This window comes from Thermoflexus hugenholtzii JAD2 (genome assembly GCF_900187885.1).
GTDB classification, from domain to species: Bacteria; Chloroflexota; Anaerolineae; order Thermoflexales; family Thermoflexaceae; genus Thermoflexus; species Thermoflexus hugenholtzii.
Window position 1 is genome coordinate 168,488 of record NZ_FYEK01000027.1, and the last position, 25,376, is coordinate 193,863.

The window sequence follows — 25,376 nt, forward strand, 5'->3', positions numbered from 1 at the left end:
TCCCTTCACCATCAGCGTCCGCCCTCGTCGGAGCCCTCACGGCCCGGGCACGAGGCGCAGGATCCGATCATCCTCCGGGCCCGGGCGCCCTCGGCCGTCGCGGTTGCTGGTCGTGAAGTAGAGATAACCGTCCGGCCCCATCTTCACCTCGCGGATGCGCCCGAAGACGCCCTGGAACAGCGCCTCGTGGAAGATCACCGTGATCCCATCCGGCCCCAGGATCACGTGGTGGAGATGCTGTCCTCGAAGGGCGCCGAAGAACAGGTGCCCGTTCCACGGAGCCAGCCGGTCCCCGGTCACGAAATCCATCCCGGCGGGCGCCCACGTGGTGCTTTCCCCGCTATACAGGATGGGATCCGTGAAGCGGGGGTCGCCGGCGATGCCGGTCACGATGGGCCAGCCGTAGTTCGCGCCGGGCCGGATGAGGTTGAGCTCATCGCGGCAGCACAGGCCCATCTCGCCGCTGGGGCCGTGCTCCGTGCTGTAGAGCTGTTGGGTCTCCGGGTGCCAGGCCAGGCCCTGGGGGTTGCGGTGGCCCAGCGAATAGACATACGAGCCCGGGAAGGGGTTATCCGCCGGCACCGAGCCGTCCGGGTTCAGGCGGAGGATCTTCCCCGCCAGGCTGTCCAGTCGCTGGGCTTGATCGCGCTGGGCTGCGTCCCCCGTGGTGGCATAGAGCTTGCCGTCCGGGCCGAAGGCCAGACGGCCGCCGTCGTGGATCCCGGCTCCCGGGATGCCGTCCAGGAGGACACGCTCCTCCCCGGCAACCTCCCCTCGCATGGTGAGCCGGGAGATCCGGTTGCGCAGGGCGCCCCCGGCCCGATAGGTATACATCACGTAGAGATAGCCGTTGCGGGGGAAATCCGGATCCAGGGCCAGGCCCATGAGCCCGCCCTCGCCGGTGGCGGCCACCGGGAGGACGGCCACCGGCTCCGGGCGCAGCCGGCCGTTCTCGATCACCCGGATCCGGCCGGGGCGCTCGGTGACGAAGATCCGACCGTCCGGCGCGAAGGCGAGGGCCCACGGCACCTCCAGGCCGGTCGCCACCACCTCCACCCGGGGCTGGAAGGCCGCCGACGGAGAGGGGGAGGCGCTGGGCGTGGAGGGGACAGGAGAAGGTCGGAGCGGGGTCGCCGTCGGTGATGGGCGGGGCGCAGAGGTGGAAATCTCGATCGGGGAAGCCCTCGGCGCGGGCGAGGCGGGCCCCCGACCGCACGCGCCCATCCAGAGCAGCGCAACTCCTATCAGCGGCAACGCTTTTCGCATGGGAAGCCTCCGACATCGAATGGCGCAAGCGGAAAGCCATTCTCGGACCCATGGCCGGATCTTTTCAGCATCTATGTTGTAGGAGCGACCCTTTTGTGTCATCGTAAGTTAAGGTTTCGGGCTGAAGTCTCTCTCGTCAGAGGTGGCCAGTAGCCTTATTGAGAGCAGCGGTTCGGGGCTGAAGCCCCTCCTACGAGAATTCGCCTTGTAGGAACGGCTTCAACCGCGACCCTTTGTGCCATCGAAGACGGAGGTTCAGGGCTGAAGTCCCTCCTATGTAAGCCGAAATCCATTTCAGCATCTGTATGGGTAGGAGCGGCTTTAGCCGCGACCCTTGCGTCATTGAAGACGGAGGTTCGGGCTGTAGGAGCGGCTTCAGCCGCGACTCTGCGTTATCGAAGATGCGATGCTCGGGGCTGAAGCCCCTTCTACAAAAAGATCAATTCTGTAGCAGCAGCTTTAGCCGCGATCTTGCTCTTACTTCCGCTTCCGCCACGACCCTTTGCGTCATCCAAGACGCGAAGTTCGGGGCTAAAGACCCTCCTATAAAAAGATCAATATTGCAGGAGCGGCTTTCGCTGCAACCCTTGCGTCCGGCGGATGAGAGCGTTCTTCGATCGTCACCTGAAGGCGCTGGGTGAGCGGGATGGAGTTTACTCCGCCTCCCGACGGGCCAGCTCACGGTCCATCATCACCAGCCCGGCCCCATTCTCCCCGATGCGCCGGAGCGCCTCCAGGATCTGCTCCACGGACTTCTCCTCCTCGACCTGCTCTTCCAGGAACCAGTGGAGCAGGGGCAGGCTGGAGGGATCGTTCTCCTGGACGGCGATCTGGTAGAGGTTCCGGATGAGGCCGGTGACCCGGCGCTCGTGCTGGAGGGCCTGGGCGAAGACCTCCTGCGGCGAGGGGAAGTCGGCGGGGGGCTGCTCGATGGCCTGCAGGACCACCCGCTCCCCCCGATCGCAGAGGTGATCGAAGAACTTCATGGCGTGGCCCACTTCCTCACGGGCCTGCACCCGCATCCAATGGGCGAACCCAGGCAGGTTGAGGGCCTCGAAGTAAGCGGCCATGGAAAGATACAGATAGGCGGAGTAAAGTTCATGCTTGATCTGGTCGTTCATTGCATCCCGGAGAGCTTTGCTCATCGCCATGGGAAGCCTCCTTCGCATCTGAAATGGACGGGGCCGGATTCAGGTCCAGTCTAAACCACAACTCCGGAGCTTGCCATCCTGAACGGAGGGAGGGACAGCGGCCGGGTCGGCCATCACGATAAGGCGACGTTTCCGTTAAATCATTTGGGAACATTGCGATGGGGGAATCTTCGGCGCGAGCCCATGCGATGGAGGCCCGCATCGCCTCCGGGGATGTGGAGGCGGAGGTCATCCAGCGGGCACAGGCGGGCGACCCGGAGGCGATCGGGTGGCTCTACGATCGCTATTACCTGCCCATCTACCGCTACCTGCGGGTCCGGGTGGAGGACCAGGAGGCCGCTGAGGATCTGGCTGCGGAGGTGTTCGTGCGCATGATCGAGCATCTGCCCCGCTACCAGGCCCGCGGGCGCCCCTTCCTCGCCTGGCTTTACACCATCGCCCGCAACCTGCTGACGGACTATTACCGCTCCCAGCGCGGGGCCCCACTGGACCTCCCGGATCCGGAGCGAGAGCGGGGGGACGAGGGGGTGATGGAGCGGATTGAAGCGCGGGCCCAGCAGGATTGCCTGTGGCGGGCCCTCCGGCAGCTGACCCCGGAGCAGCAGGAGGTGCTCTTCCACCGCTTCTTCGAGGGGCGCTCGGTGGAGGAGACCGCCCAGCTAATGGGCAAACAGCCCGGCGCGATCAAGGCCTTGCAGCATCGCGCCCTGGCCGCCCTGCGACGGCGAATGGAGGAGATGGGATGTCGCTGAAGCAACCGTCGTTTGAAGAAGCGCTGGCCCGCTGCCTGGAAGAGGTGGCAGCCGGCGCGGACGTAGAGCGCGTGGTGGCCCGCTATCCGGCCTACGCGGCGGCGCTCCGCCCCTTGCTGGAGACCGCCCTTCAACTTCGCGAGACTGAAGTCCCGCCCCCGCGCGAGGAAGCGATCCGGCGCGGTCGCATGCGCGCGGTGGGGGCCGCTCGGCGGATGCGCCCCGCGACCCGAAGCGGGCTCACGGTCCGCCGGTGGGTTTCCGCCCTCCTCACCGCCGGGCTGTTGCTGGCGCTGCTCTTCGGAGGAGGCGCCTTAGGGGTCCGAGTCGCCGAGGCCAGCTTGCCGGGCGACCCCCTTTATCCGCTCAAGTTGCTGAAGGAATCCGCGGAGCTGACCTGGGCGGAGTGGCAGGGGGATCCCACGCCGGCCCTGATCCGCCAGCTGGAGCGCCGTTCCGAGGAGATCGAGACTCTGCAGCGCCAGGGCCGCCCGGTGCATCCGGCAGCGTTGCAGCGCTCCACCCGTTTGCTGATCCGGTTGATCCTCCTGGCCGAGCAGCATCCGGATCATCCGCTCCTGCGGCAGCGCGCGCTGCAGGCCATTGAGAGGCATCGGATGGTCCTTCTGGCCCTGCGGGATCGGGTCCCGCTGGCCGCGCGGCCGGCCCTGGAGCGGGCCCTGGAGCGGGCGGAGCGGGCTCGGGAGGCGATCCGGAAGGCCCCCATCCCCCCAGGCCCCCCCGGACGCCGGCCAGAGCCCCCGGTTCCGGGGCCGAAACGATGAGGGTCACCGCAGCGGCCCCGATGGGCTCAGCGCCGCAGCAGGCGGGCGCTGTTCAGGAGGATGCCCACGTCCGGCACCACCTGGGCCGCCGCCGCGAGGATCGGCGGGAGAAACCCCAGGGCGGCCAGCAGCGCTCCGATGGCGTTATAGACCGTGGCGAGGGCGAAGTTCCACTGGATGACATTCATCGTGGACCGGGCGATCCGGACCGCCTCGGGCAGGAGCCGCCAGTCGTCCCGCAGCAGGACGATGTGTCCGGCCTCCAGGGCCACATCCGTCCCACTCCCCATGGCGATCCCCACGTCGGCCTGGGCCAGGGCCGGGGCGTCGTTGACGCCGTCCCCTACCATCACCACGACCCGCCCCTCGGTCTGGTAGGCCCGGACGGCCGCGATCTTGTCCTCCGGGAGGAGCCCGGCCCGGAAGGGGATACCGAGGGACCTCGCCACGGCCGCCGCCGCCTCCGGGCGATCCCCGGTCAGGAGTTCGACCCGCCGGAGCCCCAGCCGCTGGAGTTCCTGGAGGGCGTCGCGCGCCTCTGGACGGAGGGTATCCTGCACGGTGAGAAGCCCGATCGGCTGGCCGTCGAGCCGGACGGCGACCACGGTCTTCCCCTCGGCCGCCAGGCGGGCGGCGAGGGCCTGGAGGCGATCCGCTCCGTCCGGCGCGATCCGGCCCACCGTCACCGTGTGGCCACCGATCTGCGCCCGCACGCCGATCCCCGGCAGGGCCTCGAAGGTTTCGACCGCCGGAACCCGGACGCCCCGCTCTCGGGCGAGGGCGCGCACGGCCTCGGCGAGCGGGTGCTCGGAGTCCCGCTCGGCCGCGGCAGCGAAGGCCAGCACTTCCTCCTCCCGCCACCCGTCGAGGGGGATCACGTCGGCCACCTGCGGGCGGCCGAGGGTGACCGTTCCGGTCTTATCGACCAGCAGCACCTCCGCCCGGGCGAGGGCTTCGAGGAACCGCCCGCCCTTGATGAGGAGGCCCCGGCGGGCGGCGGCGCCGATGGCCGCGAGCATCGCCACCGGGGTGGCGAGGGCGAAGGCGCACGTGCAGGCCACCGCGAACACCGCGGCCATCGCCAGCGGATCGCGCCGCAACACCAGCACCAGGAGCCCGACCGTCGCCACGGCCGGCAGATACCACGTCGCCACTCGATCGGCAAGCCGCTGGACTTCGGGCCGGCTCCGCTCCGCCTCCTCCACGAGGCGCAGGATCCGACCGAAGGTGGTATCCGCCCCCACCGACGTCGCCCGGACGCGCAGGCTCCCGAGCTGACAGATCGAGGCGGCCCAGACCCGGCTCCCGGGCCCCACCTCCACGGGCATTGCCTCCCCGGTGAGGGCGCTTGGGTCCACCGTGGCGTGTCCCTCGATCACCTCACCGTCCACCGGGATCCGCTCGCCGGGCCGCACGACCACCACCTCGCCCGGCTGCACCGCCTCCACCGGGACCTCGCGTTCCTCCCCGGAGCGGAGCACCCGCGCCCGCTGGGGCCGAAGGGCGAGGAGGGATCGCATGGCGCGGCGAGCCTGCTCGACCGTGAGGCGCTCGACCTCCTCTCCGATCCGCATGAAGAGCGCCAGCACGAGGGCGCTCGACCATTCCCCCACGAGGGCGGTGGCGAGCACACCTGCCGTCATCAGGGTATGGGGAGTGACCCGTCCCCGGCGGGCTGCCCGCGCCACATCCCGGAACGCCGGGAGGCCGGCCAGGAGCGTCCCGCCGGCCCACAAGGGCCACGGGATCCGGGATTCCAGAAGATGGAACCATCCCAGTCGCTCTCCGACGACAATGAGGAGGACCAGCATCAGAAGGCCTGCGAAGGCCGCGGAGGCCCGGGCGCCCACCTCCGCGATCCCCGAGCCGGCTCCCGAGCGGCCCTCCCGTGCCTTTTCCGCCTCCTCCAGGACGTCCACGCCGCACCGCTCGCAGCCTTGCGACATCTCCTCCTCCCTTCCGCATCGACCCCTTTCCATTTTATGCCATAGGCCCTTGGGATCTCCTCGGCAACGCTCTCCCCCTTGACAACCCCTGTCAAGCCCATATAATAAATGTTACCTTATGTTCAACTTTGTGAATCCCCATGGATGACGAGCGGTTAGCCCAGGTTGCGTCCTGGTATTACGAGGAGGGGCTGGATCAGGGGGCGATCGCCCGGCGGCTGGGGTGCTCGCGTTCCATGGTCTCGCGTTACCTCAAGGAGGCGCGGGCCCGGGGCCTGGTGGAGATCCGGATCCGGCATCCCCTGAAGACCGATCCCCGGCTGGAGGAAGCGCTGCGCGCGGCCTTCTCCCTTCGGGAGGCCTGGGTGCTGGGCAACCCTCCGGCGGGTGACCGTCTGCGGTTGCGCCGGCTGGGGGAGCTGGGAGCGCAGGCGCTGCAACGGCGGCTGCGCCCGGGGATCCGCATCGGGTTGAGCTGGGGCACGGCCGTCTACGAGGTGGTGCGGGCGATGCCCGAGATCCCGCTGAAGGGCGCCCAGGTGATCCAGATCATCGGCGCCCTGGGCGCCGGCGACCCGATGATCGACGGGCCGGAGCTCGCCCGCTGGCTGGCGGAGAAGCTGGAGGCCCCGGTTCGCCATCTGCACGCCCCCCTGCTGGTGGAAAGCGAAGCGGTGGCCCAGGCCCTGCGGCATGAGCGGACCATCGCCGAGACCCTGGCCCTGGCCCGCAAGGTCCATGTAGCTCTGATTGGGATCGGCTCGGTGGACCCTCGACTCTCCAGCCTGCGGCGGGCAGGCTATTTGAGGGAATCTGAGCTGGAGGCGCTCCGGGCCGCCGGGGCGGTGGGGGATGTGCTGGCCCGGGCGCTGGACGCGGAGGGGAACCCCCTGGATCATCCTCTGAACCGGCGGGTGATCGGCCTGGAGCTCGAGGCGCTGCGCCGGATCCCCACGGTGATCGCCGTGGCCGGGGGCGCGGCCAAGGCCCCAGCGATCCGGGCTGCGCTGCGCGGCGGCTATGTCGATGTGCTGGTCACCGACGCAGAGGCGGCGGCGGCCGTCCTCGCCATGGAGGGAGCGCTGGCCTATGCGTGAAGCGCCGACGACGTCTCTTCTCGACGCGACGCTCGACCTCCCCCGGGAGCGCCTGATCGACTGGCTCTACCAGATGCTGCTCATCCGGGCCTTTGAGGAGACGGTGGAGCAGCTCTACGCGGCCGGCAAGATGCACGGCACCATGCATCTTTACATCGGCCAGGAGGCGGTGGCCGTGGGGGCCATCGCCGCCCTGCGCCCCGATGACTACATCACCTCGACCCATCGCGGCCACGGCCACGCCATCGCCAAAGGGCAGGACCTGCGGGCGATGCTGGCGGAGCTGTTGGGGAAGGAGACAGGGGTGTGCCGCGGCCGCGGCGGCTCGATGCACCTGGCTGATCTCGAGCGGGGCAATCTAGGGGCCAACGGCATCGTGGCCGGGGGGATCCCCATCGCCGTAGGGGCAGGGCTCAGCATCCGCATGCAAAGGCAGGATCGGGTGGTGCTGTGCTTCTTCGGCGATGGAGCGGCCAACCACGGCAACTTCCACGAGGGCCTGAACATGGCTGCCATCTGGCGGCTGCCGGTGGTCTTCCTCTGCGAGAACAACCAATACGCCATGTCCATGCCGGTCCAACGGGCCATGGCCGTGCACCGGGTGGCCGATCGCGCCGCTGCCTATGGGATCCCCGGGGAGACGGTGGATGGCATGGATGTGGTGGCGGTGTATCGGTCGGTCCAGGCGGCGGTGGAGCGGGCCCGGCGGGGGGAGGGCCCCACGCTGATCGAGGCGATCACGTATCGCTACAAAGGGCACTCTAAGAGCGACCGCCAGGTCTACCGCACCCGGGACGAGGTGCAGGCCTGGATGGCCCGCGACCCGATCGCCCGGCTCCGCGAGGCGCTGATCGCCCGGGGGTGGCTCTCGGAGGCGGAGGCGGCGACCCTGGAGGAGCGGGCCCGGGAGGCCGTGGCGGAGGCCCTCCGGGCCGCCGAAGGAGATCCGGAGCCCGAGGTGGCACAGTTGACCGAAGGCGTCTACGCCGAGGATCCGCTTTTCCCTCCTCGCTGGATCCGGCAGGCCTTCGGCTCCGAGGTCCCGGTGGAGCCGCCGGCGGGGACGCGGGCGCTTTCCTACGCGGAGGCCCTGCGGGAGGCGATGACCCAGGCCATGGCCGCCGACGAGCGGGTCTTCCTGATGGGCGAGGACATCGGGGTCTACGGCGGGGCCTTCGGGGTCACCCAGGGGCTGATCGAGCGGTTCGGGCCGGAGCGGGTGCGGGACACCCCGATCTCGGAGAACACCATCGTCGGGGCCGGTGTCGGGGCGGCCCTCACCGGGATGCGCCCCATCGTGGAGATGCAGTTCATGGACTTCGTGACCCTGGCCATGGAGCAGACCGTCCTCCAGGCCGCCAAGGTCCGCTACATGTTCGGGGGGAAGGCCCGGGTTCCGCTGGTGCTGCGGCTCCCCGGAGGCTCCGGCACGGGGGCGGCGGCCCAGCACTCGGAGAGCCTGGAGGCGTGGTTCGTGCACGTGCCGGGGTTGAAGGTGGCCGCACCCGCCACGCCCTATGATGCCAAGGGGCTGCTGCTGGCCGCCCTGGCCGATGACAACCCGGTGATCTTCGTGGAGCACAAGCTGCTCTATCGAACCCGCGGGCCGGTTCCGGAGGAGCCCTATCTCGTCCCCTTGGGGAAGGCGGCGGTGCGGCGGCCGGGGCGCCATCTCACCATCGTTGCTTACTCCATCGCGGTGTTGCGGGCCCTGGAAGCGGCGGAACGGCTGGCGACGGAGGGGATCGAGGCGGAGGTGATCGATCTGCGCACCCTGAAGCCCTACGACGCCGAGACGGTGATCGCCTCGGTGAAGAAGACGGGGAGGCTGCTGATCGTGCACGAGGCGCCGCTGCTGGGCGGGTTCGGCGGGGAGCTGGCGGCCGCGGTCGCCCAGAGCGAGGCCTTCGCCTATCTGGAGGCCCCCATCATCCGCCTGGGCGGCGTGGATGTCCCCATCCCCTATCATCCGCGCCTGGAGCGGGCGGCGGTTCCCCAGGTGGAAGATATCGTCGAGGCGGCCCGGCGGCTGGCGCGCCTGGAGATCTGATAGGGGAGGCTCGGAAACGCATGCCGGTCCCGGTGATCATGCCCAAATTCGAGATGGCCCAGGAGAGCGGGAGGATCCTCCGCTGGCTGAAGCAGGAAGGGGAAACGGTCACCAAAGGCGAGGCCCTCCTGGAGGTGGAGACCGACAAGGTGGCGATGGAGGTGGAGGCGCCGGCCAGCGGAACCCTGGTGGGGATCCGGGTTGGTCCCGGAGCGGTGGTGCCCATCGGCCAGCCCATCGCCTACATCCTCCTGCCCGGGGAGGTCTGGGAGGGCGCGCCGGGCGCATCGCCGGCTACCTCGCCGGCCGGCGCCCCGCGGGCGACGCCGGTGGCGGAGCGGATCGCCCAGGCCCACGGGGTGGATCTTTCGGTGGTGCCGGGCACCGGCCCGGGAGGACGGGTGACCAAAGCGGACGTGGAGGCGTTCCTGGCTCAGCGCGCGGCCGAGGGGAAGGTGAAGGCGGCCCCGGCGGCGCGGCGGCTGGCCCGGGAGCTGGGGGTGGATCTGCGGCAGGTGGAGGGGACCGGCCCGGGCGGGCGGATCCAATCCGAGGATGTGCGGCGGGCGGCGGAGGCGTTGCGCGGCGCCGTCGTCCCGGAGGCCCCGGCCCGCCCGGCGATCCGCCGTCGGGTGCCGCTGGCCGGGATGCGGCGGACCATCGCGGAGCGGATGAGCCGGAGCGTGCGGGAGGCGCCGCAATTCACGGTCAGCATCGATGTGGAGATGAGCCGGGCGATGGCCATCGTCGAGGATCTCGCGGCCTGGGCGGAGCGGGAGGGCGGGCCCCGAGTAACCCTCACGGCGCTGCTGGTGAAGGCCTGCGCCTGGGCCCTGCGGCGGCATCCCGCCCTCAACGCCACGCTGGAGGGGGAGGAGATCCTGGAGTGGGAGGACGTGAACATCGGGGTGGCAGTGGCCGTCCCCGAGGGCCTGGTGGTGCCGGTGATCCACGAGGCCGATCGGCGAGGGCTGATGGAGATCGCGCAGATCCTGGAGGAGAAAGCCCGGCGGGCGCGGGAGGGGGCGCTGCGTCTGGAGGATGTGCAGGGGGGAACTTTCACCTTATCGAATCTGGGGATGTATGGGGTGGATCGGTTCACGGCGATCCTCAACCCACCCCAAGCGGGCATCCTGGCGGTGGGCCGGGTGGCGAAGCGACCGGTGGTCGGGGGAGGAGATGAGGTCGTGGTGCGCCCGGTGGCGACCCTCACCCTGACGGCGGACCACCGGGTGATCGACGGCGCGCAGGCGGCTCAGTTCATGGAGACCCTCCGGGCAGTCCTGGAGCGGCCGGGGCTGTTGCTGGGGTGAAAGGGGACCTGCATGAGGCGATCCTCCATGCGAATGTGGCGCATGGGGTCGAGCCGGTTCTCACCATTGCAACTTTTGCCTGTCCGGCAGGTTTCCGCAGTACGGTGAATCTGGAGGAAGAGGAAATAGTCTTCCGAGCCGGAGCGGCGTTAAGTCGATGGGAACGGTGCATCGTCGGAAACCGGGGGCGTGGGACTGGGAGGGGGTCCCGGCGGTGCCCTATGAGGGGCCGAGGGGTGTCTGTGGCTCCCGACGGGTGCTGATCGGCCCCCGGGAGCGCGCGCCCTATTTCGTGATCCGCTACTTCGAGCTCCCGCCCGGTTGCCGGTCCTCCCTGGACCGCCATTCCCACGACCACGGGGTGGTGGTCCTGCGGGGCCGCGCCCAGGTGCAGCTGGGGGAAGAGCGCTTCGAGGTGGGGCCCGGGGACGTGATTTACATCGCCCCTCACGAGGCGCATCAATTCGTCAACATCGGCGAGGAGCCCTTCGGCTTCCTCTGTGTGATCCCGAACAAGGCGTTGTTGCGAGAACGGCGATCGGAGGAAGGAGAATGATCTCCCATGCCCGGGCCCTGATCTACCACAGCCGGGAGGACCTGCGGATCGCGGAGGTTCCGCTGCGGCCCCTAACGGAGGGGGAAGTATTGGTGCGCATCCGGGTCTGCGGGCTGTGCCCCGGGGAGATCATGGACTGGTATATGGCGAAGAAGGCTCCCTTCACCCCCGGCCACGAGCTGGTCGGCGAGGTGGTGGCCGTGGGCTCGGGGGTCACCGCCTTTCGGGGCGGGGAGCGCGTGGTGGTGCATCACCACGCCCCATGCGGCGCGTGCCGGTTCTGCCGGCGGGGCGATTCCGTGCACTGCCCCACCTGGCGCTCCACCCGCCTGATCCCCGGCGGCCTCAGCACCTACGCCATCGTCCCCCCGCCGGTGGTGGAACGGGATCTCCTTCCGATCCCCGACCATGTCCCGGATGAGGCCGCGGCCTTCACCGAGCCTTTGGCCACAGTGGTGAAAGCCTTGCGGCGGGCCGGGCTGCGGGAGGGGGACCGGGTGGCGGTGATCGGGCTGGGGGTGATGGGGTTGTTGCACGGGATGGTGGCCCTGCGGTGGGGGGCCGAACGCGTGTGGGGGATCGAGCGGCTTCCCGCCCGCCGGGAGATCGCCGTCCGGTTCGGGATCCTCCCCCTATCTCCCGAGGAGGCAGCGGAGCGGATCCGGGAGGAGAGCGAGGGATGGGGGGCGGACGTGGTCGTCGTCGGCCCGGGCTCCGTGGAGGCCATCGAGCTGGGATGGTCCCTCGCGGCCCCGGGAGGCACTCTTCTGCTGTTCACGCCCACACCTCCCGAAGCCCGCTGGCCGGTCGATGTCCACACGCTCTATTTCCGGGAGATCCGGGTGATCCCCAGCTACTCCGCGGGCCCTCCGGAAATGCGCGAAGCCCTCGCCCTCCTCTCGGAGGGCCTGCCGGTGGAATCCCTCATCACCCACCGCCTGTCCCTGGAGGAGGCCCCGCAGGGATATCAGGCCATGCGATCCTACGAGGCGTTGAAGGTCCTCGTGTATCCATTCCGGTGAAAGACAGGGCGGGTGTCGGGAGCCCTCGCCCTCTTCCCGGATGACTCTCCATCCTCAGAACACGTAGGGCGCGGTCCTCGGGTTCCGCTTGAGGGCCTTCCATTCTTCTTCATCGACCGGGCGCGGGGGATCACGCTCGGCGTCCACCGGGCAGAGGAACCCGAAGGGTTCATCGCCGTCGTTGATCCAGCGATGGGGGACCTCCGGGGGAACGTAAACGATGTCGAAGGGGGCCACCTCGAAGACCTCCGGCCCGACCAGAGCCTTCCCCCTCCCTCGGATGACGATGATGAGGTGGATGTGCTGGTGTTTCTCCAAGCTGGAGTAGGCACCGGGGGCCAGTTCGAAATAGCGCATCTGGAACCGGCATGGGATCTCCGGAGGCCCCCCCAGGGTGAAGCGGGTGATCCCCCGCCAGCCCATCCCGCGGGCATCCCCCAGGCTGAACTTGTAGGCCTCCGGTTCCACGCCTTCCCAGCGGAAGGTCCGGGCATCAAAGGAGATCCGCCGGCCGGATGGGAGGGTTGCTTTCTCTCGGATCTCTGCCATCTTGCGGCACCCCGTTCGGTGGGGAAAGATCGTAAAAGATCAGGGTTTATTGTGCCCCTGCTCGAAGGCTTTGCGCAAATCCTAAGGGGATGCGCGATGGGTCGCGGCGAAAGCCGCTCCTACAACAAACATAAGGATGCCGAAATGAATTTCGGCACCCCATCGGGTGGGCCCACCCGGATGGAGAGCTGCAGATGATCACCCGGGCTTCGTGAAGTTCCTCACTGCTCCTCTTGTAACCCTCACTTTAATGTAGAAAGCGATGATCCGAACGATCTCGAGCTGAGAAAAGGGCGGCTGTGGCGTCCTGTCATTCGGAGCCGACGGAGCGATTGGAGGATCTTCCCCAGCGTCCGGTGGTGCTGGTGGGGCCGCCGAACGTGGGCAAATCGGCGCTGTTCTTCCGGCTCACCGGCCGCTACGCCACCGTCTCCAACTACCCGGGCACCACGGTGGACCTGCTGATGGGGCGCCTCCCGGAGGGGGCCCCCTTGCTGGACACCCCGGGGATCCACAGCCTGTTTCCTCTTTCCGCTGAGGAGCAGGTGACGCAAGCGCTGATCCTGAGCGCCCAGCCCCAGGCGGTGATCCAGGTGGCGGACGCCCGGCATCTCCGCCAGGCCCTCCTGCTCACCCTCCAGCTGGCCGAGCTGGAGCTCCCCCTCGTCCTCGACCTCAACCTGATGGACGAGGCGCAGGCGGAGGGCATCGAGATCGACCTGGAGGGGCTGGCGGCCCGCTTGGGGATCCCGGTGGCCGCCACGGTGGCGGTCTCCGGGCACGGTCTGGACCGCCTGCGTGCCCTCATCCCGGAGGCCCGCATCCCTCGGGTCCGCCCCACGTATGAGGCGCCTCTGGAGGAGGCCCTGCGGCAGCTGGAAGAGCGCCTGCCTCCGGCCCCCGGCCGCCGGTATCGGGCCCTTGGGCTGCTGCTGGAGGATCCCTGGACCTGCCAGCACGTCCCCGATGAGGGGCTCCGTCAGGAGGCGGCGGCCCTGCGAGGGGCCCTGGAGGCCCATTACGGACGGCCCCTGCTCTATGTCCTGACCCGGCAGCGCTACCAGTGGGCGGAGCGGTTGCTGGACGGCCTGGTGCGCCGGACCCCTCGCGCGGCGGGCGTCCGGCAGGGGCTGCGGGAGCGGCTGGACGCACTGATGCTCCACCCCATCGGGGGCTGGCTGGTCATCGCGGTCGTCCTCTGGCTCACGTATCAGATCGTCGGCGTGTTCGGCGCCCAGGTGCTGGTGGGGCTCCTGGAGGAGACGGTGTTCGGCGCCTGGATCCTTCCCGCGCTGACGGCGCTGGCCCAGCGATGGATCCCGTGGGGACTGGTTCGGGATTTCCTCCTCGGGCCCTACGGTCAGATCTCTATGGCGCTGACCTACGGGCTGGCCATCGTGTTCCCCATCGTGGGGACGTTCTTCCTGATGTTCAGCCTGATGGAGGACTCCGGATATCTCCCCCGCCTGGCGGTGATGCTGAACCGTCCTTTCAAAGCCTTGGGGCTGAACGGCCGGGCGGTCCTCCCCATGGTGCTGGGCCTGGGGTGCGTGACCATGGCCACGATGACCACGCGGGTGCTGCAGACCCGGCGGGAGCGGGTGCTGGTCACCCTGTTGCTGGCCCTGGCCGTCCCCTGCTCGGCGCAGCTGGGAGTGATCTTCGGGATGATCGCCATGGCCGGCCCGGGGGCCCTGGGGGTCTGGCTCGCCGTGGTGGCGGCGGTGCTGGGCCTGGTGGGCGCCTTGGCCGCCCGGGTGGTCCCGGGGGAGCCCTCGGATTTCATCCTGGAGCTGCCCCCGCTGCGGGCGCCCCGCCTCGAGAACCTGGCCCTCAAGACCTTGGCCCGGATCGAATGGTATCTCAAAGAGGTGGTGCCCTTATTCATGCTCAGCACGGCCATCCTCTTCGCACTGGATCGCCTGGGCCTGCTCGAGGGGATCGAGCGGGCGATGGCGCCGCTGGTGACCGGATGGCTGGGGCTGCCGCCGCAGACCGCCGGGATGTTTCTCCTCGGCTTCCTGCGACGGGATTACGGCGCAACGGGGCTGTTCGATCTCGCCCGGGAGGGTGTGCTGACGCCCCATCAGATCTTGGTGAGCCTGGTGGTGATCACGCTGTTCATCCCGTGCATCGCCACAGTGATGATGATGATCAAGGAGCACGGCTGGCGCACGGCGGTGGCCATCTTCGCCTTCGTCTTCCCCTTCGCCTTCCTGGTGGGCGGGGCGACCCATCACATCCTGCGGTGGCTGGGATGGGGGTGAGCGGATGCAGACGCGTTGCCCAATGTGCGGCTATGTCTTCGATCCGGCCGAGCTGCAGTGCCACACCGCGTGTCCGATCGGCGCGCGATGCGCCCTGATGTGCTGCCCGCAGTGCGGCTACCAGATGCCGGACCTGGAGCGCTCAGTCGGCGTGCGGTGGTTGCGGGGGTTGCTGGGCTGGCTCCGCCCATCCCGGCCGGCCTCCGCCCCCACGCTAGCCGACCTCCCGCCTGGCCGCTCCGCCGTGGTGACGGACGTGGAGGAGATCCAGGGGGAACGGCTGGCCCGGCTGGCCCAGATGGGCTTGCTCCCCGGGGCGGAAGTTCGGGTTCTCCGGAGGCGCCCGACGCTGATCGTCGAGGTGGATGGCATGACCCTGGCCCTGGATCCCACCGTGGCCATGCGCATCCGGGTGGCCTCCTGAAGGCCCCGATATCCCCCCTCAGGATCCGGGGACGGTCCCCGGGGAAGGGAAAGACTGGATCCGCCAGTCGGCGCAGGTGTCCGTGTCCCGCCCCGCCGGGTAGCGCTCGAGGCTCTGCCCGCGAGACGGAGCCGAGCAGCGGGGCGCGCTCCCCCATTCCACCCGATCCACCTCTCCCTCCGGCCCGATCAGGACCACCTCATCCTGCGTGTTGTTGAGGTTCCAGGTTCCCCGCCCCCATGTCGGATCGGGGAGGAGGTCGGGAACCGCGGGATCGGTCCCAGCCAGCTCGAAGTCCGGCGGGATCCCGTAGCGCATGCGGAAGGCCTGGGCGGAGACGGCGATGATCCGGACCTGGCCGGGGGCGATGGAGGCACCGGGCGGGAAGCGATACATCCCCTCGTAGTCCCCCGGCGTCGCCGCGTCGCCGATGCGATACAGCGAGAGATCCAGGAGCTCCCCACCCGGGTTATAGATCTCCACCCACTCTTCGTTGGGGTCGATCCGGGGGGCGTTGACCAGCACCTCGCTGATCAACAGATGCGGGGGGCGGTGATCCCGGAAGACCAGGGGCAGGTAGATCTTCGGCCGGGCGAGCTCCCAGTCGAACCGGAACAGCTCCGTTAGGGCATGGAACCCTTCCTCCGACCGGAAGATCAGCATCAGCTCCCGGTTCAGCTTGTGGGAGGTCTCCGTCCCGTTGGTCGAGCCCAGGATCACGTAGGGCGCTCCGCCCTGGCGGAGGAGGAACATCTTGTTGTGCAGGCCGTTCCCGCCGGGGTTCCCCAGGCGCACCTGAAGGGTGGCGGAGAGGGTTGGGCTCATCGCTCGCAAAGCCTCCAGATATGCCGCAGTGGCGCTGTTCCCCCGCGGGGCGTTCGGATCATCGTAGAAGCGGTCCAGCATGATCTGCACCGAGGCCCCGCGCCCGGCGGCCTCAATGAGAGTGGCCAGGACCAGGTTCGGGGAGATCACCGGGGCGACGCCAGGATCCGCCGCGCTGGGGCCCCACCAGGGCGGCAGAGCCAGCTGCTGGACTTGGAGGACGTCCCCCGCGCCGGCCGAGCGCAGCGGGTGCCACATCGGGTTCTCGAAGTCCAGGATGCCCTCCGGTCCGACGATGAGGGCAACCTCGGTGGCGGTGATCGGGATCGGCTCCCGGAAGCGGACCGGGTAAGCGGTCCCGCCCAGGGAGAGGGGCGGGGTGTAGGTGAGGGGAGGGTCTTCCATCAGGGGGACGACGTCCCGGAAGACGGGGTCCGTGTCGAAGCGGAAGAGGTCGGTCAGGAAGCCTGCCATCTCGGCGGACTCGAAGGCCACCAGGACGCCGCGCTGGCCCTGGGTCCCATCATCCTTCGGATCATCGGGCATCGCCCGGGGGCTCAGGTTCTCCGTCCCGATCAGCACCCGCCGGTCGTCTGCCACCAGGAATTTGGCGTGGGCGTAGGCGTAGCGGCGCAGGGCCGGCGGGCTGGCCGCGGGCATGTTGCGCATGATCAGACACTGGCCGCCGGCCTCCCGCAAGAGCCGGCAGGCGTAACGGGCGTCGTCCGTGAGGCCGCCCGGAGGCGTGCCGTCCAGCAGCAGGGTGACCGAGACCCCGCGGCGGGCGGCGGCGGCGAGGCGCTCCGCCAACCGGGGATGCTCGAACGTGAAGAGCTCCCCCCGGATGGAGTGTTGCGCCGCATCGATCCAGGCCGAGACCGCCTCGAAGGCGTGATCCGGGGCGATGATCAGGGTCATGGGGAAGGTCCCGCTCAGACGGAACGGCGCCCCGAAGCGTTCCGGGGCCCAGCCCGGGAACCGCAGGCGGCGCCCGACCCACGGATCCTCCCGATCGCTGGCCCAGTCGGAGGCGGTGTCGGTATCCAGGGGATGTCCCGTGGCCGGATCCGCCCGTCGGACCAGGAGACGCCCTTCGGTGCGGGCACCCCGGATTCCATAGATCTGGAGGAGGCGTCCGTGCCAGCCCAGGGTCTCCGTGTAGCCGTCCCCATACAGCACCGCGTCCACCAAGTCGCCGGCGGCGTCCCGGAGGACCACCTCATCGCCGGCGTTGGCGAAGCCCGGCCACGTCCCGCTGACCGGCCGCACCCCTTCCAGCCCGTCTGGGAAGACCGCGGCGTCCGGAGGATGGCCGAAGGCGAGGGTGAACGAGAGGGCGTGGTGGGCGATCCAGAGGGAGGCGGGCGGGGTGATCAAGAAGCCCGCGGGGAAGCGCACCCCACCGGTCCCCGTGATGCGATCCCGCAGCGTCCACCCGCTGAGATCGATGGGTTCTGTTCCGAGGACGGTGAGCTGCACTGCTTCGTCGGGCTCGCCGGAGAAAACGCCGTCCGGGTGGACGGCGGTGATCCACACCGGAGGTCGGCCGGCCTGGAAGGCGCGGGGCGGGACAAGGAAGGCGATGAGGGCGCCGGTCAGGCCCAGCAGCAGAGAGAGGATCAGGCGGCGGACGCGGTGCATCCCCGGGTTCCTCTTTCCGGATGAGTGTCTGCTCTGTAAAGATGATAGACACTTGCCCCGGAGAAACCGTTTCCGAGCGGGGGGCGCCGCATCCGCCGGCTCCCGGGCTCCGTCTTTCATTATGGAGACGGAGGTTCGCGGTGGGCCCTCCGATCGCGGGTCACGGGCCGGGATCGGGTGGGGCGGGGCGAGCGGTCAGGGCTTCGGGGGCGAGGATCTCGGGCAGATCGTCGAGGGAACGGGTCATCCGGACCCATTTCCCCCAGCGGCCGTTCTCCCGGAAGCCGAGGTTCCGGTAGAGGGACCGAGCGCGCTCGTTGCGCTCCCCCACCCAGAGCTCGCACTCCCGGCAGCCCCGGGCGCGCAGGTAGGCCATCCCCCGCAGCAGCAGCGCGCGCCCCAGCCCCATGCCCTGATACTCGGGGTCCACCACCAGCTCATGGATCGCCCCCACCGCCCCGTGGTCCCAGCGGGAGTCGGTGGCGATGAAGCCGACCGGGCGCGGGCCATCGTAGGCGATGAAGGAGCCCGTGGGATCGCGGTGGCGGAGCCATTTCAGGTAGGCCTTCACTTCTGCGCGATGGCGGTAGAAGTAGTCCCCCAACGGCTGATAGGCGCGGAAATAGAGATCGATCAGGTCCGCGGAGCCGGAGAGGGGCTCCTGGACGATGCGGATGGCTTCGATGGAGCGCGGCAAAGAGGATCACCTCCTTCCAGGGCGCGTTTCATCCCGCAGCGATGTCCGTCCGGTCCCGAATGGAGCCTGGAGGTGCTGTGGCCACAGGTAGCCTGGGGTAACTGCGTGCCATTGTCCCAAAGCGCTCGCAGGCGGAGAACCGGAGGCGGGGGCTCTAAGCCACCGGTCCGGCCGGGGAAACCCAGGTGTTAGGCTTCGGGAAGGGCTCGCTGATCCTCCCGCGTTACCGGACGGATGCCGTTCCGGCATGGCCGCTCTCAACGATACGCATCGTTCCGCTTGCGGATGTCCTCGATCTGAATCGTATGCTCGTCCCAGGTCAGGTAGATCCGATACTCGCCCGCCCGATAGGACAACAACTCTCCCCGATCATGGCGGATCTTCGTCAGCGGGGGGCGCTGGGCCTGCTCCAGCTGACGGATCCGCCGCATGACCTGCTCCCGATGCTTGGGATGCAGCTCTTCCAGCGCGCGCCAGGCTCGCTCTGTGATCCGAAGCACCATTGGAACCTCACCACCCTCTCCCGCCATCCATCACCCGTTTTCTAACCTTATTTTACATCGGCCGGTTCCCCTCCGGCGAATTTGTGGCCCAGATCTCCGGAGGGGAGCCCTGGACCGAGAGATCATTGTCTGAGCGCTCTTAAGGATTTTAGGTCGCAAGCTTCACTTTTTCGGAGATCCGTTCCAGCTGGGTGCGGCAGGTTTCGATGAGCTGGGCGATCCGAACGGGGTCGCGGGGGGTCCTCCGGAGGGCCTGTTGGAGGGCCTCCAGTGTGCGGGTAAGGTCGCTCCAGGCCTGGAGGAGGGGATCCGGGCTGGGGGGTGGGGCGGGACGCGGGGCTGGGAAGATGGGGAGGGGTTGGGGAGCGGGGCCGAGGCCCAGGGCGCCGCGGACCTGATCCAGGATCTCCTGGAAGACCGTTTCGTCCTGGACGAAGTTGCGGGTGGCGTCAATGATCAGAAAGGGGCCGGGGTAGGTCGCAAAGAAGGCCTCGTAAGCGAGGCGCAGACGCTCGATGTAGCCGCGGTCCATCCCGCGCTCGTAGGGGCGATCCCGCAGGGCGATGCGGGCCATCAGCGTGTCGGTATCCGCCCGAAGATAGAGGACCAGGGTGGGCGTGGGGATCTTCTCCGCCAGGGCCTGATGGAGCTGCTCATAAAGGGCCAGCTCGTCCCCGGTCAGGTTCAGGCGCGCGAACAGGCGGTCCTTGGCGAACATGTAATCGCTGATCACCGGCCCATGCTCCAGATGGGCCGCAAGCTCCTGATGTTGCCGGTAGCGGCTGAGCAGGAAGAAGATCTGGGTGGGGAAGGCATAGCGGGCGCGGTCCTGATAGAAGTAGAGGAGGAACGGGTTCTCCTCGAACCGCTCCAGGAGGGGACGGGCCTGCAGGGCGGGGGCCAGCATGCGGGCCAGGGTGGTCTTGCCGACGCCGATCACGCCTTCGATGGCCAGAAACCAGTGGGGCATAAACGCCTCCGGCTCCCGGGATGATGACTAACTCGAGAGGAATCCGCCATCCACGGCGAGGACCGCTCCGTTGACATAGCTGGCCAGATCGCTGGCCAGGAAAAGGGCGGCCCGGGCCACCTCATCCGGATCCCCGAACCGGCCCATGGGAAGCCGGGCGTTGAAGTGGAAGGCGAGGACCATCCGCCGGATGTTCAGCCTTCGGAGGGTCTCCCGCTGGAGCCGGCGCACGCCTTCTGTGCGGATTCCTCCGGGGACCAGGACGTTGGCCCGGATCCCCCGGCGGCCGAACTCCCGGGCGATGGCGCGCGTCAGGGCCACCACGCCCAGTTTGGCGGCGTCGTAGTGAGCGAGCCCCTCCGCAAAGGGCAGGAAGGCCTCCACCGAGCTGATGTTCACAATGGCGCCTCCTCGCCCCCGGGGTAAAGCGCGGATGAACGCCTGGCACATCCAGAAGACGGCGTCCAGGTTCACGGCCATGGCGCCGTCGTAGAAAGCTTCATCGATCTCCTCAAAGGACCGGAACGTGTAAGCCCCTGCGTTGTTCACCAGGATCTCCACCGACCGGCCTTTGAGCCGCGCCCACAGGGCCTCGATCTCCTCCTTGCGGGAGAGATCCACCTGATGGCTGTGAACTTCCACTCGGCTTTCCCGAAGCGTTTCCTGAAGGTGCCGGAGGCCCTCTTCGTCCCGATCCACGAGCTCCAGGCTCGCCCCGGCCTCCGCGAACCGGAGGGTGATGGCCTTCCCGATCCCGGACGCCGCTCCGGTGATGAGCGCTCTCTTCCCTTTCAGGGAGAGAAGGTCTGGAAGCGCGGGATCCGCCATAGACGGTTCCCTCCTTCGAGAAGGTCTCGCTGTGTTCGGGTTCAAGGGACTACAGCACCCGGGCGCCGGTGCGGCGGGCGATGGCCTCCAGGGCGCGGAGGGCGAGATCGCGGGTCAGCGCGTCCACCCGGGGATCGAAGGCCACGGCCCGGATGGCGGCCAGGTCGTCGGCCTCCCCCATCCGAGCCAGGGTGAGCAACGCCGCCCGTTGCACCTCTGGTTCCCCTCGTTCCAGCGCCCGATACAGGCTTTGCCGGGCCGACCCGCCCCCGACTCCCTCTCCTTCCCGCACCGCCCACTCGATCAGCCACCCCAGCTGCTCGAGGACCACCGGGCGCAGGTCGGGTGGGGCGGGCTCCCGGCCGGCCGCCCAGCGCGCCAGGGCGTCCTGGGCAGCCGAGCGCACCAGCCACTCCCGATCCTCTCGAGCCAGGGCCTCCAGTCGGGCCTTCGCCCACTCCTCCCGAAAGCCAGCCAGGGCGAAGGCGGCCGCCCGCCGCACGCGCCAGTCCGCCTCCTCCGTCGCCTCCTGCAGCAGCTGAGGGCCCTCCGGGTAGTTCCGCAGCGCCTCCGCCGCCAGGATCCGGATTTCCTCTTCGGCCTCCAAGAGCAGAAGAACCAGCCGTTGCATGGCGGGTTCGGTGCCGTGCTCCCCCAGGGCGGTCACCGCGGCCCGGCGGACCTCGGGATCGGGATCCGACAGGGCCTGCTCCAGGAAGGGCAGGTCGCTCTCCTGCCCCAGCCATCCCAGCCCGCGGACCGCGGCCATGCGGATCTCGGGGTCCGGGTGGCGGAGGGCTTTGTGGAAGAGCACCGGCACCCCCCGGTCTCTGGTGCGGACCAGCGCCTCGGCGAGGCGCCGGCGCAGGGCGGGCGGCAGGCCGGGCTTCAGGAAGGCTCGGGCCAGGGCGGCCATCCCGTCCGCACGCCATGGCGCCTGGGGCGAGGCCACGGCGATCCACTCGGCTACCCGCAGCAGCCGCGTGTAGAAGGCGTCGTCGGGCTCCGACAAGGCGCGTTCGACGATCCCGATCATCGGTCCCAGGGCGGCGTAGAACGTGAAGACGGCTTCCCATCGCGGATCATCGAGATGGCGCGCAAGGGGCACCGGATCGCCGGCTTGGGCAATCGCCCACGCCGCCAGATACGCCTGGAGGAGGGGATGGCGGAAGTGTCCGTGCTCCTCATCGATGGGGACGATGGGCCGGCCGGGGGCGGTGAGGGCTTCGATGGCGGCGTCCATCTGACGTCGGGCGGCCGAGGCCGCCAGCTCCGGGAGGGTCTGACGGATCGTCTCTTCCAGATCCTCCAGGGTGATCTGAAAGCGTTCCTCCTCCAGGAGCCGCAAGGCCACCCGCCCGAGGACCAGCCGGGCGCCGGGCATGGTCAGCGCGGTCTTCCCGGTGATCCCCTGGAGCAGGCGTTCCAGGATGGCGTCGTAAAGCCCTGGATCCCCTGGGCGGGCGGATCCCAGGGCGAGGGCGGCGGCCACATCCGCGGGACGCCAGCGCCCAATCCGATCCCGGCGCCACGCGGCGGATCGCTCCCGGAGATCCAGGAGGGGGATCCCCGTCGCCTCCGCCCATCCCTCGAGGAATCGCTCAACCTGGGCTCTGGACCAGGGAGCCAGCGGGAGGGCGACGAAGCCCATCCCCTCCAGGGGCTGGGTGGGGAAGTGATCCCCCGCCACCACGATGCGAAGCTCGGGATAGGCCTCGACGAGCTGTCCCAGCCAGCGGATGACCTCCGGCTGGCGGGGAGGAGGGATCTCGTCCAGCTCGTCGAGGAGCAGGAGGGCGTTTCCATCCTTCAAAGCGGTCTGGATCATCCCCTCCAGACGGGGGCGGAGGATGAGGGGGACCATCCGGCCCAGGAACCTGAGGAGCAGGGCCTCGGGCGAGGCGGTGGGATCGGGTTCGATGAGCGGGAGGCGCACGTAGAGGGGAAGCGGCGCCTGTCCGTCCAGTCGCCCGGCCAGGGCCTCTTGGATCAGGTAGCAGAGGGCGCCGGTGCGGCCGCTGCCAGGAGGGCCGTAGATGAAGAGCCGTCGGGTCGCCCGCAGAACCGGCCGCAAGGGGACGGGATCCTCCGGCGGGAGGGTCTGGATCTGGGTAGAGGGGTAGGGAGGTGGCGGGAGCAAGACGGGCTCGATCAGGCAACGGGCGAGCCGGGGATCCAGGGCGGACCAGGCGATCCAGTGGGGGAGCTGTTCGGCCAGCCACTGGCGATACTGGGACTCGGCGGCGAGGCGCAGGCGCTGGCCGGCCTGCTCTAAGCGGCCTCTCAGCGCGGCGTAGCGGGCTTGCAGGGGACGCCGGATCGCATAGAGCAACCCGACGCCGAGCAGGGCCAGCAGGGCCCCGATCAGGGCGGAGAGCGGATCGAAGCGCCATGCGCCGGGGAATCCCACAGCCTTCCTCCTCTTATTATCCTATTATCCTACTCCACCGTCCCCAGCTCGTCCGGGCCGACGAGCCGGTAGCCAATCCCCCGCTCCGTCCGGATGAAGAGGGGGTGATTGGGGTCCGGCTCGATCTTCTGGCGGAGATACCAGATGTAGAGCTTGAGGTAGCCGCGGTCCTGGACGTGCTCCTCCCCCCATACCTCTCTGAGGAGGAAATCATGGGTGAGGGGGCGGCCGGCGAAGCGGGCGAGGGTGGAGAGGAGCCGGAATTCCGTAGGCGTCAGCTCCACCGGGCGTCCGTCGACCCGGACCTCCTGGGTGATCAGGTTGACGTAGAGGCGGCCGTTGTCGTAGACCCCGCGGGCGGTAGTGGACTCATAGCGCCGCAGGACAGCCTGGACGCGAGCCAGGAGCTGGCGGGGGCCGAAGGGCTTGGTCAGGTAATCATCCGCGCCGGCCTCCAGGCCGCGCACGATATCCGACTCCGCTCCCAGGGCGCTGATGATGATCACAGGGATCTCGGAGGTGGCGCGGATGGCCCGCAGGACCTCCCAGCCGTCCATGCCGGGCAGCATCAGATCCAGGAGGATCAGGTCGGGCCTCTGTGCCTGCAGGAGAGCGAGGCCTTCCGGGCCGCTGTGGGCGACGAGAGCCTGGTAGTTGTTCTGTTCCAGCTGCCATGCCAGGAAGCGGGCGAGCTCCACATCGTCTTCGATCAGCAGGATCTTTTTCACGTCCGACCCCCCATGGATTCAGCCTGAGCCTGCTCTTGGGTATCACCGGGGGTGGAAGCGCCGGGCTCCTGCTTTATGTTTTTACCACAAAACGCGGATCACCGCCTGCGCGTTGCGCCCGAAAGCGAGGGCGGTCGGGGCGGGCGATGAGAGACCGCCATCAGCATGAGCAATGGGAGTGGCTATCGGACCGGATTGGGCCTCTCGCCGGGACCCCACCTCAGTCAGGGCGTGAAAACGGGGAAGCGATCGGTCGCAGGGGGTGTGTCCCAAGATTGTAGGGCAAATGTTCGCAGTTGTCCTACAAGGCGGCCAGGCCCGACAAAATCAGGACACACCCGTCGCAGGCAAATGATGGACAAGGAGTGGAAATTGCAGGTAAACTTAAGTAAGCAACGGTCTCCTGGATCTCAGCAGCAGGCGGATTCCCGGGGGAGTCCGCGGGGAAGCGGGCTGAGAGGGCGCCTTCCGGAGGGGATTCCCCGAAGGCCCGGCGCCGACCCTTTGAACCTGATCCGGATCATGCCGGCGGAGGGAAGGGAACGATGCGTCTTCGGTTCGCCGTTCAGGGGGCACTCCGAAGTCCCTCCTGGGGAGTTTCTCTCTCCATTCTTTTGACTCTCCCGGCGCGTCTCCTGAGGCCATGTGCGCTGGATGCCCTCAGCCGGTTCTCTTCAGCCTACGGTGTAACGCCGGACAGAAGGAGCCGCGCCCCTTTCGTCGCCGCTCTCCAAACGCTTTCTCCGCGGAGGAGAGTCGAGAGACCCTGGCATTCTGAGTGGGAGGCATAAACCGATGATCGTGGTGGTGGCCGGCGGGGAGGTGGATCCTGAGGCGTTGCGCCGGGCGGTCTCCGGCGCGCGCTGGATCCTGGCCGCGGATGGGGGAGCGGCCCACCTGCGGGCCATCGGCGTCCTCCCCCATCGGGTGATCGGGGATCTGGATTCCATGGATCCGGAGACCCTCGCTTGGCTGGAAGTCCACGGGGTCCCGATCGAGCGCCACCCGGTGGATAAGGACGCCACGGACCTGGAGCTGGCTCTGGATCACGCCCGGACCCTGGGGACGACCATCCGGGTGTTCGGAGCGTGGGGCTCCCGGCTGGATCAGACCCTGGCCTCGCTGCTGCTTCTGGCCCACCCCCGATGGGCGGGCTGTGACATCCGGTTTGTGGGAGAAGGACGGGAGGCCTTCGTGATCCGGGAGGAGGACTGGATCGAGGGGGAGCCGGGGGATCGGGTCTCCCTGATCCCGCTGATCGGGGACACGGAGGGGGTGACGCTGGAGGGGCTGTTCTACCCCCTGACGGAGGGGACGCTGCCTTTCGCGGCCACCCTGGGGGTGAGCAACCGGCTGATCGCCCCCCGGGCCCGGGTGCGGGTCCGACGGGGCCTCCTCCTGGTGATCCACGAGCGGGGAGAGGGTTAAACCCGCAGCTGGGGATGGCTGCAGCCTGCAGACAGGATCATGGAGGACCGCCGGTTCGGGACGAAAGTGGCTTCCGCCGCGACCCACAAAGTAGGCCGAGATTCATTTCGGCCCGCATCCTGTCGGAGAGGTTCGGGGCGAAGGCCCATCCTAAGGCTGATGTTTGCA

21 protein-coding genes and 1 riboswitch are annotated in these 25,376 nt (G+C 68.8%); of the genes, 10 read left to right on the top strand and 11 right to left on the bottom strand.

Going from position 1 to position 25,376, the window contains the following annotated elements:
- Positions 1–36: 36 nt before the first annotated feature.
- Both CFB18_RS07010 and CFB18_RS07015 read right to left on the bottom strand, forming a co-directional pair.
- Positions 37–1,266 carry a PQQ-dependent sugar dehydrogenase gene (locus CFB18_RS07010; protein WP_088571087.1) on the bottom strand — a complete coding sequence of 410 codons (1,230 nt, stop codon included), beginning with the start codon at positions 1,264–1,266 and terminating at the stop codon, positions 37–39.
- A 653-nt stretch (positions 1,267–1,919) separates the two neighbouring features.
- The gene (locus CFB18_RS07015) at positions 1,920–2,411 is read right to left on the bottom strand and encodes a ferritin (protein WP_200808117.1); all 492 of its coding nucleotides are present in this window, start codon (positions 2,409–2,411) and stop codon (positions 1,920–1,922) included.
- Between the two features lie 164 nt (positions 2,412–2,575).
- On the opposite strand from CFB18_RS07015, the gene CFB18_RS07020 reads away from it, so the two are divergent.
- Positions 2,576–3,169 (top strand): sigma-70 family RNA polymerase sigma factor, encoded by a 594-nt coding sequence (locus CFB18_RS07020; RefSeq protein ID WP_088571089.1) that lies wholly within the window; start codon positions 2,576–2,578, stop codon positions 3,167–3,169.
- The gene (locus tag CFB18_RS07025) at positions 3,160–3,954 is read left to right on the top strand and encodes a hypothetical protein (protein WP_088571090.1); all 795 of its coding nucleotides are present in this window, start codon (positions 3,160–3,162) and stop codon (positions 3,952–3,954) included. Before CFB18_RS07020 ends, CFB18_RS07025 begins: the two co-directional genes overlap by 10 nt.
- Before the next feature lie 26 nt (positions 3,955–3,980).
- On the opposite strand, the gene CFB18_RS07030 is transcribed toward CFB18_RS07025, so the two are convergent.
- Positions 3,981–5,900 (bottom strand): heavy metal translocating P-type ATPase, encoded by a 1,920-nt coding sequence (locus CFB18_RS07030; protein WP_088571091.1) that lies wholly within the window; start codon positions 5,898–5,900, stop codon positions 3,981–3,983.
- Positions 5,901–6,040: 140 nt separating this feature from the next.
- Between CFB18_RS07030 and CFB18_RS07035 the strand changes: the two genes are divergently transcribed.
- The 5 genes from CFB18_RS07035 (at position 6,041) to CFB18_RS16270 (ending at position 11,938) form a co-directional block, all read left to right on the top strand.
- Complete coding sequence (locus tag CFB18_RS07035) at positions 6,041–6,997, top strand: sugar-binding transcriptional regulator (RefSeq protein ID WP_088571092.1); 957 nt, start codon at positions 6,041–6,043, stop codon at positions 6,995–6,997.
- Positions 6,990–9,047, top strand: a complete 2,058-nt coding sequence (gene pdhA / locus CFB18_RS15945; RefSeq protein ID WP_088571093.1) for a pyruvate dehydrogenase (acetyl-transferring) E1 component subunit alpha — start codon at positions 6,990–6,992, stop codon at positions 9,045–9,047. Before CFB18_RS07035 ends, pdhA begins: the two co-directional genes overlap by 8 nt.
- Positions 9,048–9,067: 20 nt before the next feature.
- The gene (locus CFB18_RS07045; protein WP_088571094.1) at positions 9,068–10,360 is read left to right on the top strand and encodes a dihydrolipoamide acetyltransferase family protein; all 1,293 of its coding nucleotides are present in this window, start codon (positions 9,068–9,070) and stop codon (positions 10,358–10,360) included.
- A 157-nt stretch (positions 10,361–10,517) separates the two neighbouring features.
- On the top strand, positions 10,518–10,916 hold the full coding sequence (locus CFB18_RS07050) for a cupin domain-containing protein (RefSeq protein WP_088571095.1): 399 nt from the start codon (positions 10,518–10,520) through the stop codon (positions 10,914–10,916).
- Positions 10,913–11,938 carry an alcohol dehydrogenase catalytic domain-containing protein gene (locus CFB18_RS16270; protein WP_088571096.1) on the top strand — a complete coding sequence of 342 codons (1,026 nt, stop codon included), beginning with the start codon at positions 10,913–10,915 and terminating at the stop codon, positions 11,936–11,938. The genes CFB18_RS07050 and CFB18_RS16270 overlap by 4 nt, the downstream gene beginning before the upstream one ends.
- Before the next feature lie 54 nt (positions 11,939–11,992).
- On the opposite strand, the gene CFB18_RS07060 is transcribed toward CFB18_RS16270, so the two are convergent.
- On the bottom strand, positions 11,993–12,487 hold the full coding sequence (locus CFB18_RS07060) for a cupin domain-containing protein (protein ID WP_088571097.1): 495 nt from the start codon (positions 12,485–12,487) through the stop codon (positions 11,993–11,995).
- A 299-nt stretch (positions 12,488–12,786) separates the two neighbouring features.
- On the opposite strand from CFB18_RS07060, the gene feoB reads away from it, so the two are divergent.
- Together feoB and CFB18_RS07070 are read left to right on the top strand one after the other, a co-directional pair.
- Complete coding sequence (gene feoB, locus CFB18_RS07065; protein ID WP_200808118.1) at positions 12,787–14,754, top strand: ferrous iron transport protein B; 1,968 nt, start codon at positions 12,787–12,789, stop codon at positions 14,752–14,754.
- A gap of 4 nt (positions 14,755–14,758) precedes the next feature.
- Complete coding sequence (locus tag CFB18_RS07070; protein ID WP_088571099.1) at positions 14,759–15,178, top strand: FeoA domain-containing protein; 420 nt, start codon at positions 14,759–14,761, stop codon at positions 15,176–15,178.
- 18 nt (positions 15,179–15,196) lie between these two features.
- Here the strand turns inward: CFB18_RS07070 and CFB18_RS07075 are convergent, their stop codons facing one another.
- The 7 genes from CFB18_RS07075 to CFB18_RS07105 form a co-directional block, all read right to left on the bottom strand.
- Complete coding sequence (locus tag CFB18_RS07075; protein ID WP_159461621.1) at positions 15,197–17,644, bottom strand: phospholipase D-like domain-containing protein; 2,448 nt, start codon at positions 17,642–17,644, stop codon at positions 15,197–15,199.
- Between the two features lie 160 nt (positions 17,645–17,804).
- A complete protein-coding gene (locus CFB18_RS07080) occupies positions 17,805–18,341 on the bottom strand; it encodes a GNAT family N-acetyltransferase (RefSeq protein ID WP_200808119.1) in 537 nt (178 codons plus the stop codon).
- A gap of 257 nt (positions 18,342–18,598) precedes the next feature.
- Positions 18,599–18,844 (bottom strand): type II toxin-antitoxin system RelE family toxin, encoded by a 246-nt coding sequence (locus CFB18_RS07085; protein ID WP_088571101.1) that lies wholly within the window; start codon positions 18,842–18,844, stop codon positions 18,599–18,601.
- A gap of 148 nt (positions 18,845–18,992) precedes the next feature.
- Complete coding sequence (locus CFB18_RS07090; protein WP_088571102.1) at positions 18,993–19,814, bottom strand: deoxynucleoside kinase; 822 nt, start codon at positions 19,812–19,814, stop codon at positions 18,993–18,995.
- Positions 19,815–19,841: 27 nt separating this feature from the next.
- Positions 19,842–20,642 (bottom strand): SDR family NAD(P)-dependent oxidoreductase, encoded by an 801-nt coding sequence (locus tag CFB18_RS07095; RefSeq protein WP_088571103.1) that lies wholly within the window; start codon positions 20,640–20,642, stop codon positions 19,842–19,844.
- Between the two features lie 49 nt (positions 20,643–20,691).
- The gene (locus tag CFB18_RS07100) at positions 20,692–23,052 is read right to left on the bottom strand and encodes an NACHT domain-containing protein (RefSeq protein WP_088571104.1); all 2,361 of its coding nucleotides are present in this window, start codon (positions 23,050–23,052) and stop codon (positions 20,692–20,694) included.
- A 29-nt stretch (positions 23,053–23,081) separates the two neighbouring features.
- Positions 23,082–23,780 (bottom strand): response regulator transcription factor, encoded by a 699-nt coding sequence (locus CFB18_RS07105; protein ID WP_088571105.1) that lies wholly within the window; start codon positions 23,778–23,780, stop codon positions 23,082–23,084.
- 420 nt (positions 23,781–24,200) lie between these two features.
- Positions 24,201–24,335, top strand: a riboswitch (TPP riboswitch).
- A gap of 240 nt (positions 24,336–24,575) precedes the next feature.
- On the opposite strand from CFB18_RS07105, the gene CFB18_RS07110 reads away from it, so the two are divergent.
- Positions 24,576–25,208, top strand: coding sequence for a thiamine diphosphokinase (locus CFB18_RS07110; RefSeq protein ID WP_088571106.1), 633 nt, complete (start codon positions 24,576–24,578; stop codon positions 25,206–25,208).
- Positions 25,209–25,376 lie beyond the last annotated feature (168 nt).

Bases quoted from the DNA above. Each gene is read 5' to 3' on its own strand.
- CFB18_RS07015 (WP_200808117.1), bottom strand. From the start codon at position 2,411: ATGAGCAAAGCTCTCCGGGATGCAATGAACGACCAGATCAAGCATGAA.
- CFB18_RS07085 (WP_088571101.1), bottom strand. From the start codon at position 18,844: ATGGTGCTTCGGATCACAGAGCGAGCCTGGCGCGCGCTGGAAGAGCTG.
- CFB18_RS16270 (WP_088571096.1), top strand. From the start codon at position 10,913: ATGATCTCCCATGCCCGGGCCCTGATCTACCACAGCCGGGAGGACCTG.
- CFB18_RS07045 (WP_088571094.1), top strand. From the start codon at position 9,068: ATGCCGGTCCCGGTGATCATGCCCAAATTCGAGATGGCCCAGGAGAGC.
- CFB18_RS07090 (WP_088571102.1), bottom strand. From the start codon at position 19,814: ATGCCCCACTGGTTTCTGGCCATCGAAGGCGTGATCGGCGTCGGCAAG.
- CFB18_RS07020 (WP_088571089.1), top strand. From the start codon at position 2,576: ATGGGGGAATCTTCGGCGCGAGCCCATGCGATGGAGGCCCGCATCGCC.
- CFB18_RS07030 (WP_088571091.1), bottom strand. From the start codon at position 5,900: ATGTCGCAAGGCTGCGAGCGGTGCGGCGTGGACGTCCTGGAGGAGGCG.
- CFB18_RS07035 (WP_088571092.1), top strand. From the start codon at position 6,041: ATGGATGACGAGCGGTTAGCCCAGGTTGCGTCCTGGTATTACGAGGAG.
- CFB18_RS07070 (WP_088571099.1), top strand. From the start codon at position 14,759: ATGCAGACGCGTTGCCCAATGTGCGGCTATGTCTTCGATCCGGCCGAG.
- CFB18_RS07075 (WP_159461621.1), bottom strand. From the start codon at position 17,644: ATGCACCGCGTCCGCCGCCTGATCCTCTCTCTGCTGCTGGGCCTGACC.
- pdhA (WP_088571093.1), top strand. From the start codon at position 6,990: ATGCGTGAAGCGCCGACGACGTCTCTTCTCGACGCGACGCTCGACCTC.
- CFB18_RS07060 (WP_088571097.1), bottom strand. From the start codon at position 12,487: ATGGCAGAGATCCGAGAGAAAGCAACCCTCCCATCCGGCCGGCGGATC.
- CFB18_RS07025 (WP_088571090.1), top strand. From the start codon at position 3,160: ATGTCGCTGAAGCAACCGTCGTTTGAAGAAGCGCTGGCCCGCTGCCTG.
- CFB18_RS07010 (WP_088571087.1), bottom strand. From the start codon at position 1,266: ATGCGAAAAGCGTTGCCGCTGATAGGAGTTGCGCTGCTCTGGATGGGC.
- CFB18_RS07095 (WP_088571103.1), bottom strand. From the start codon at position 20,642: ATGGCGGATCCCGCGCTTCCAGACCTTCTCTCCCTGAAAGGGAAGAGA.
- CFB18_RS07110 (WP_088571106.1), top strand. From the start codon at position 24,576: ATGATCGTGGTGGTGGCCGGCGGGGAGGTGGATCCTGAGGCGTTGCGC.
- CFB18_RS07050 (WP_088571095.1), top strand. From the start codon at position 10,518: ATGGGAACGGTGCATCGTCGGAAACCGGGGGCGTGGGACTGGGAGGGG.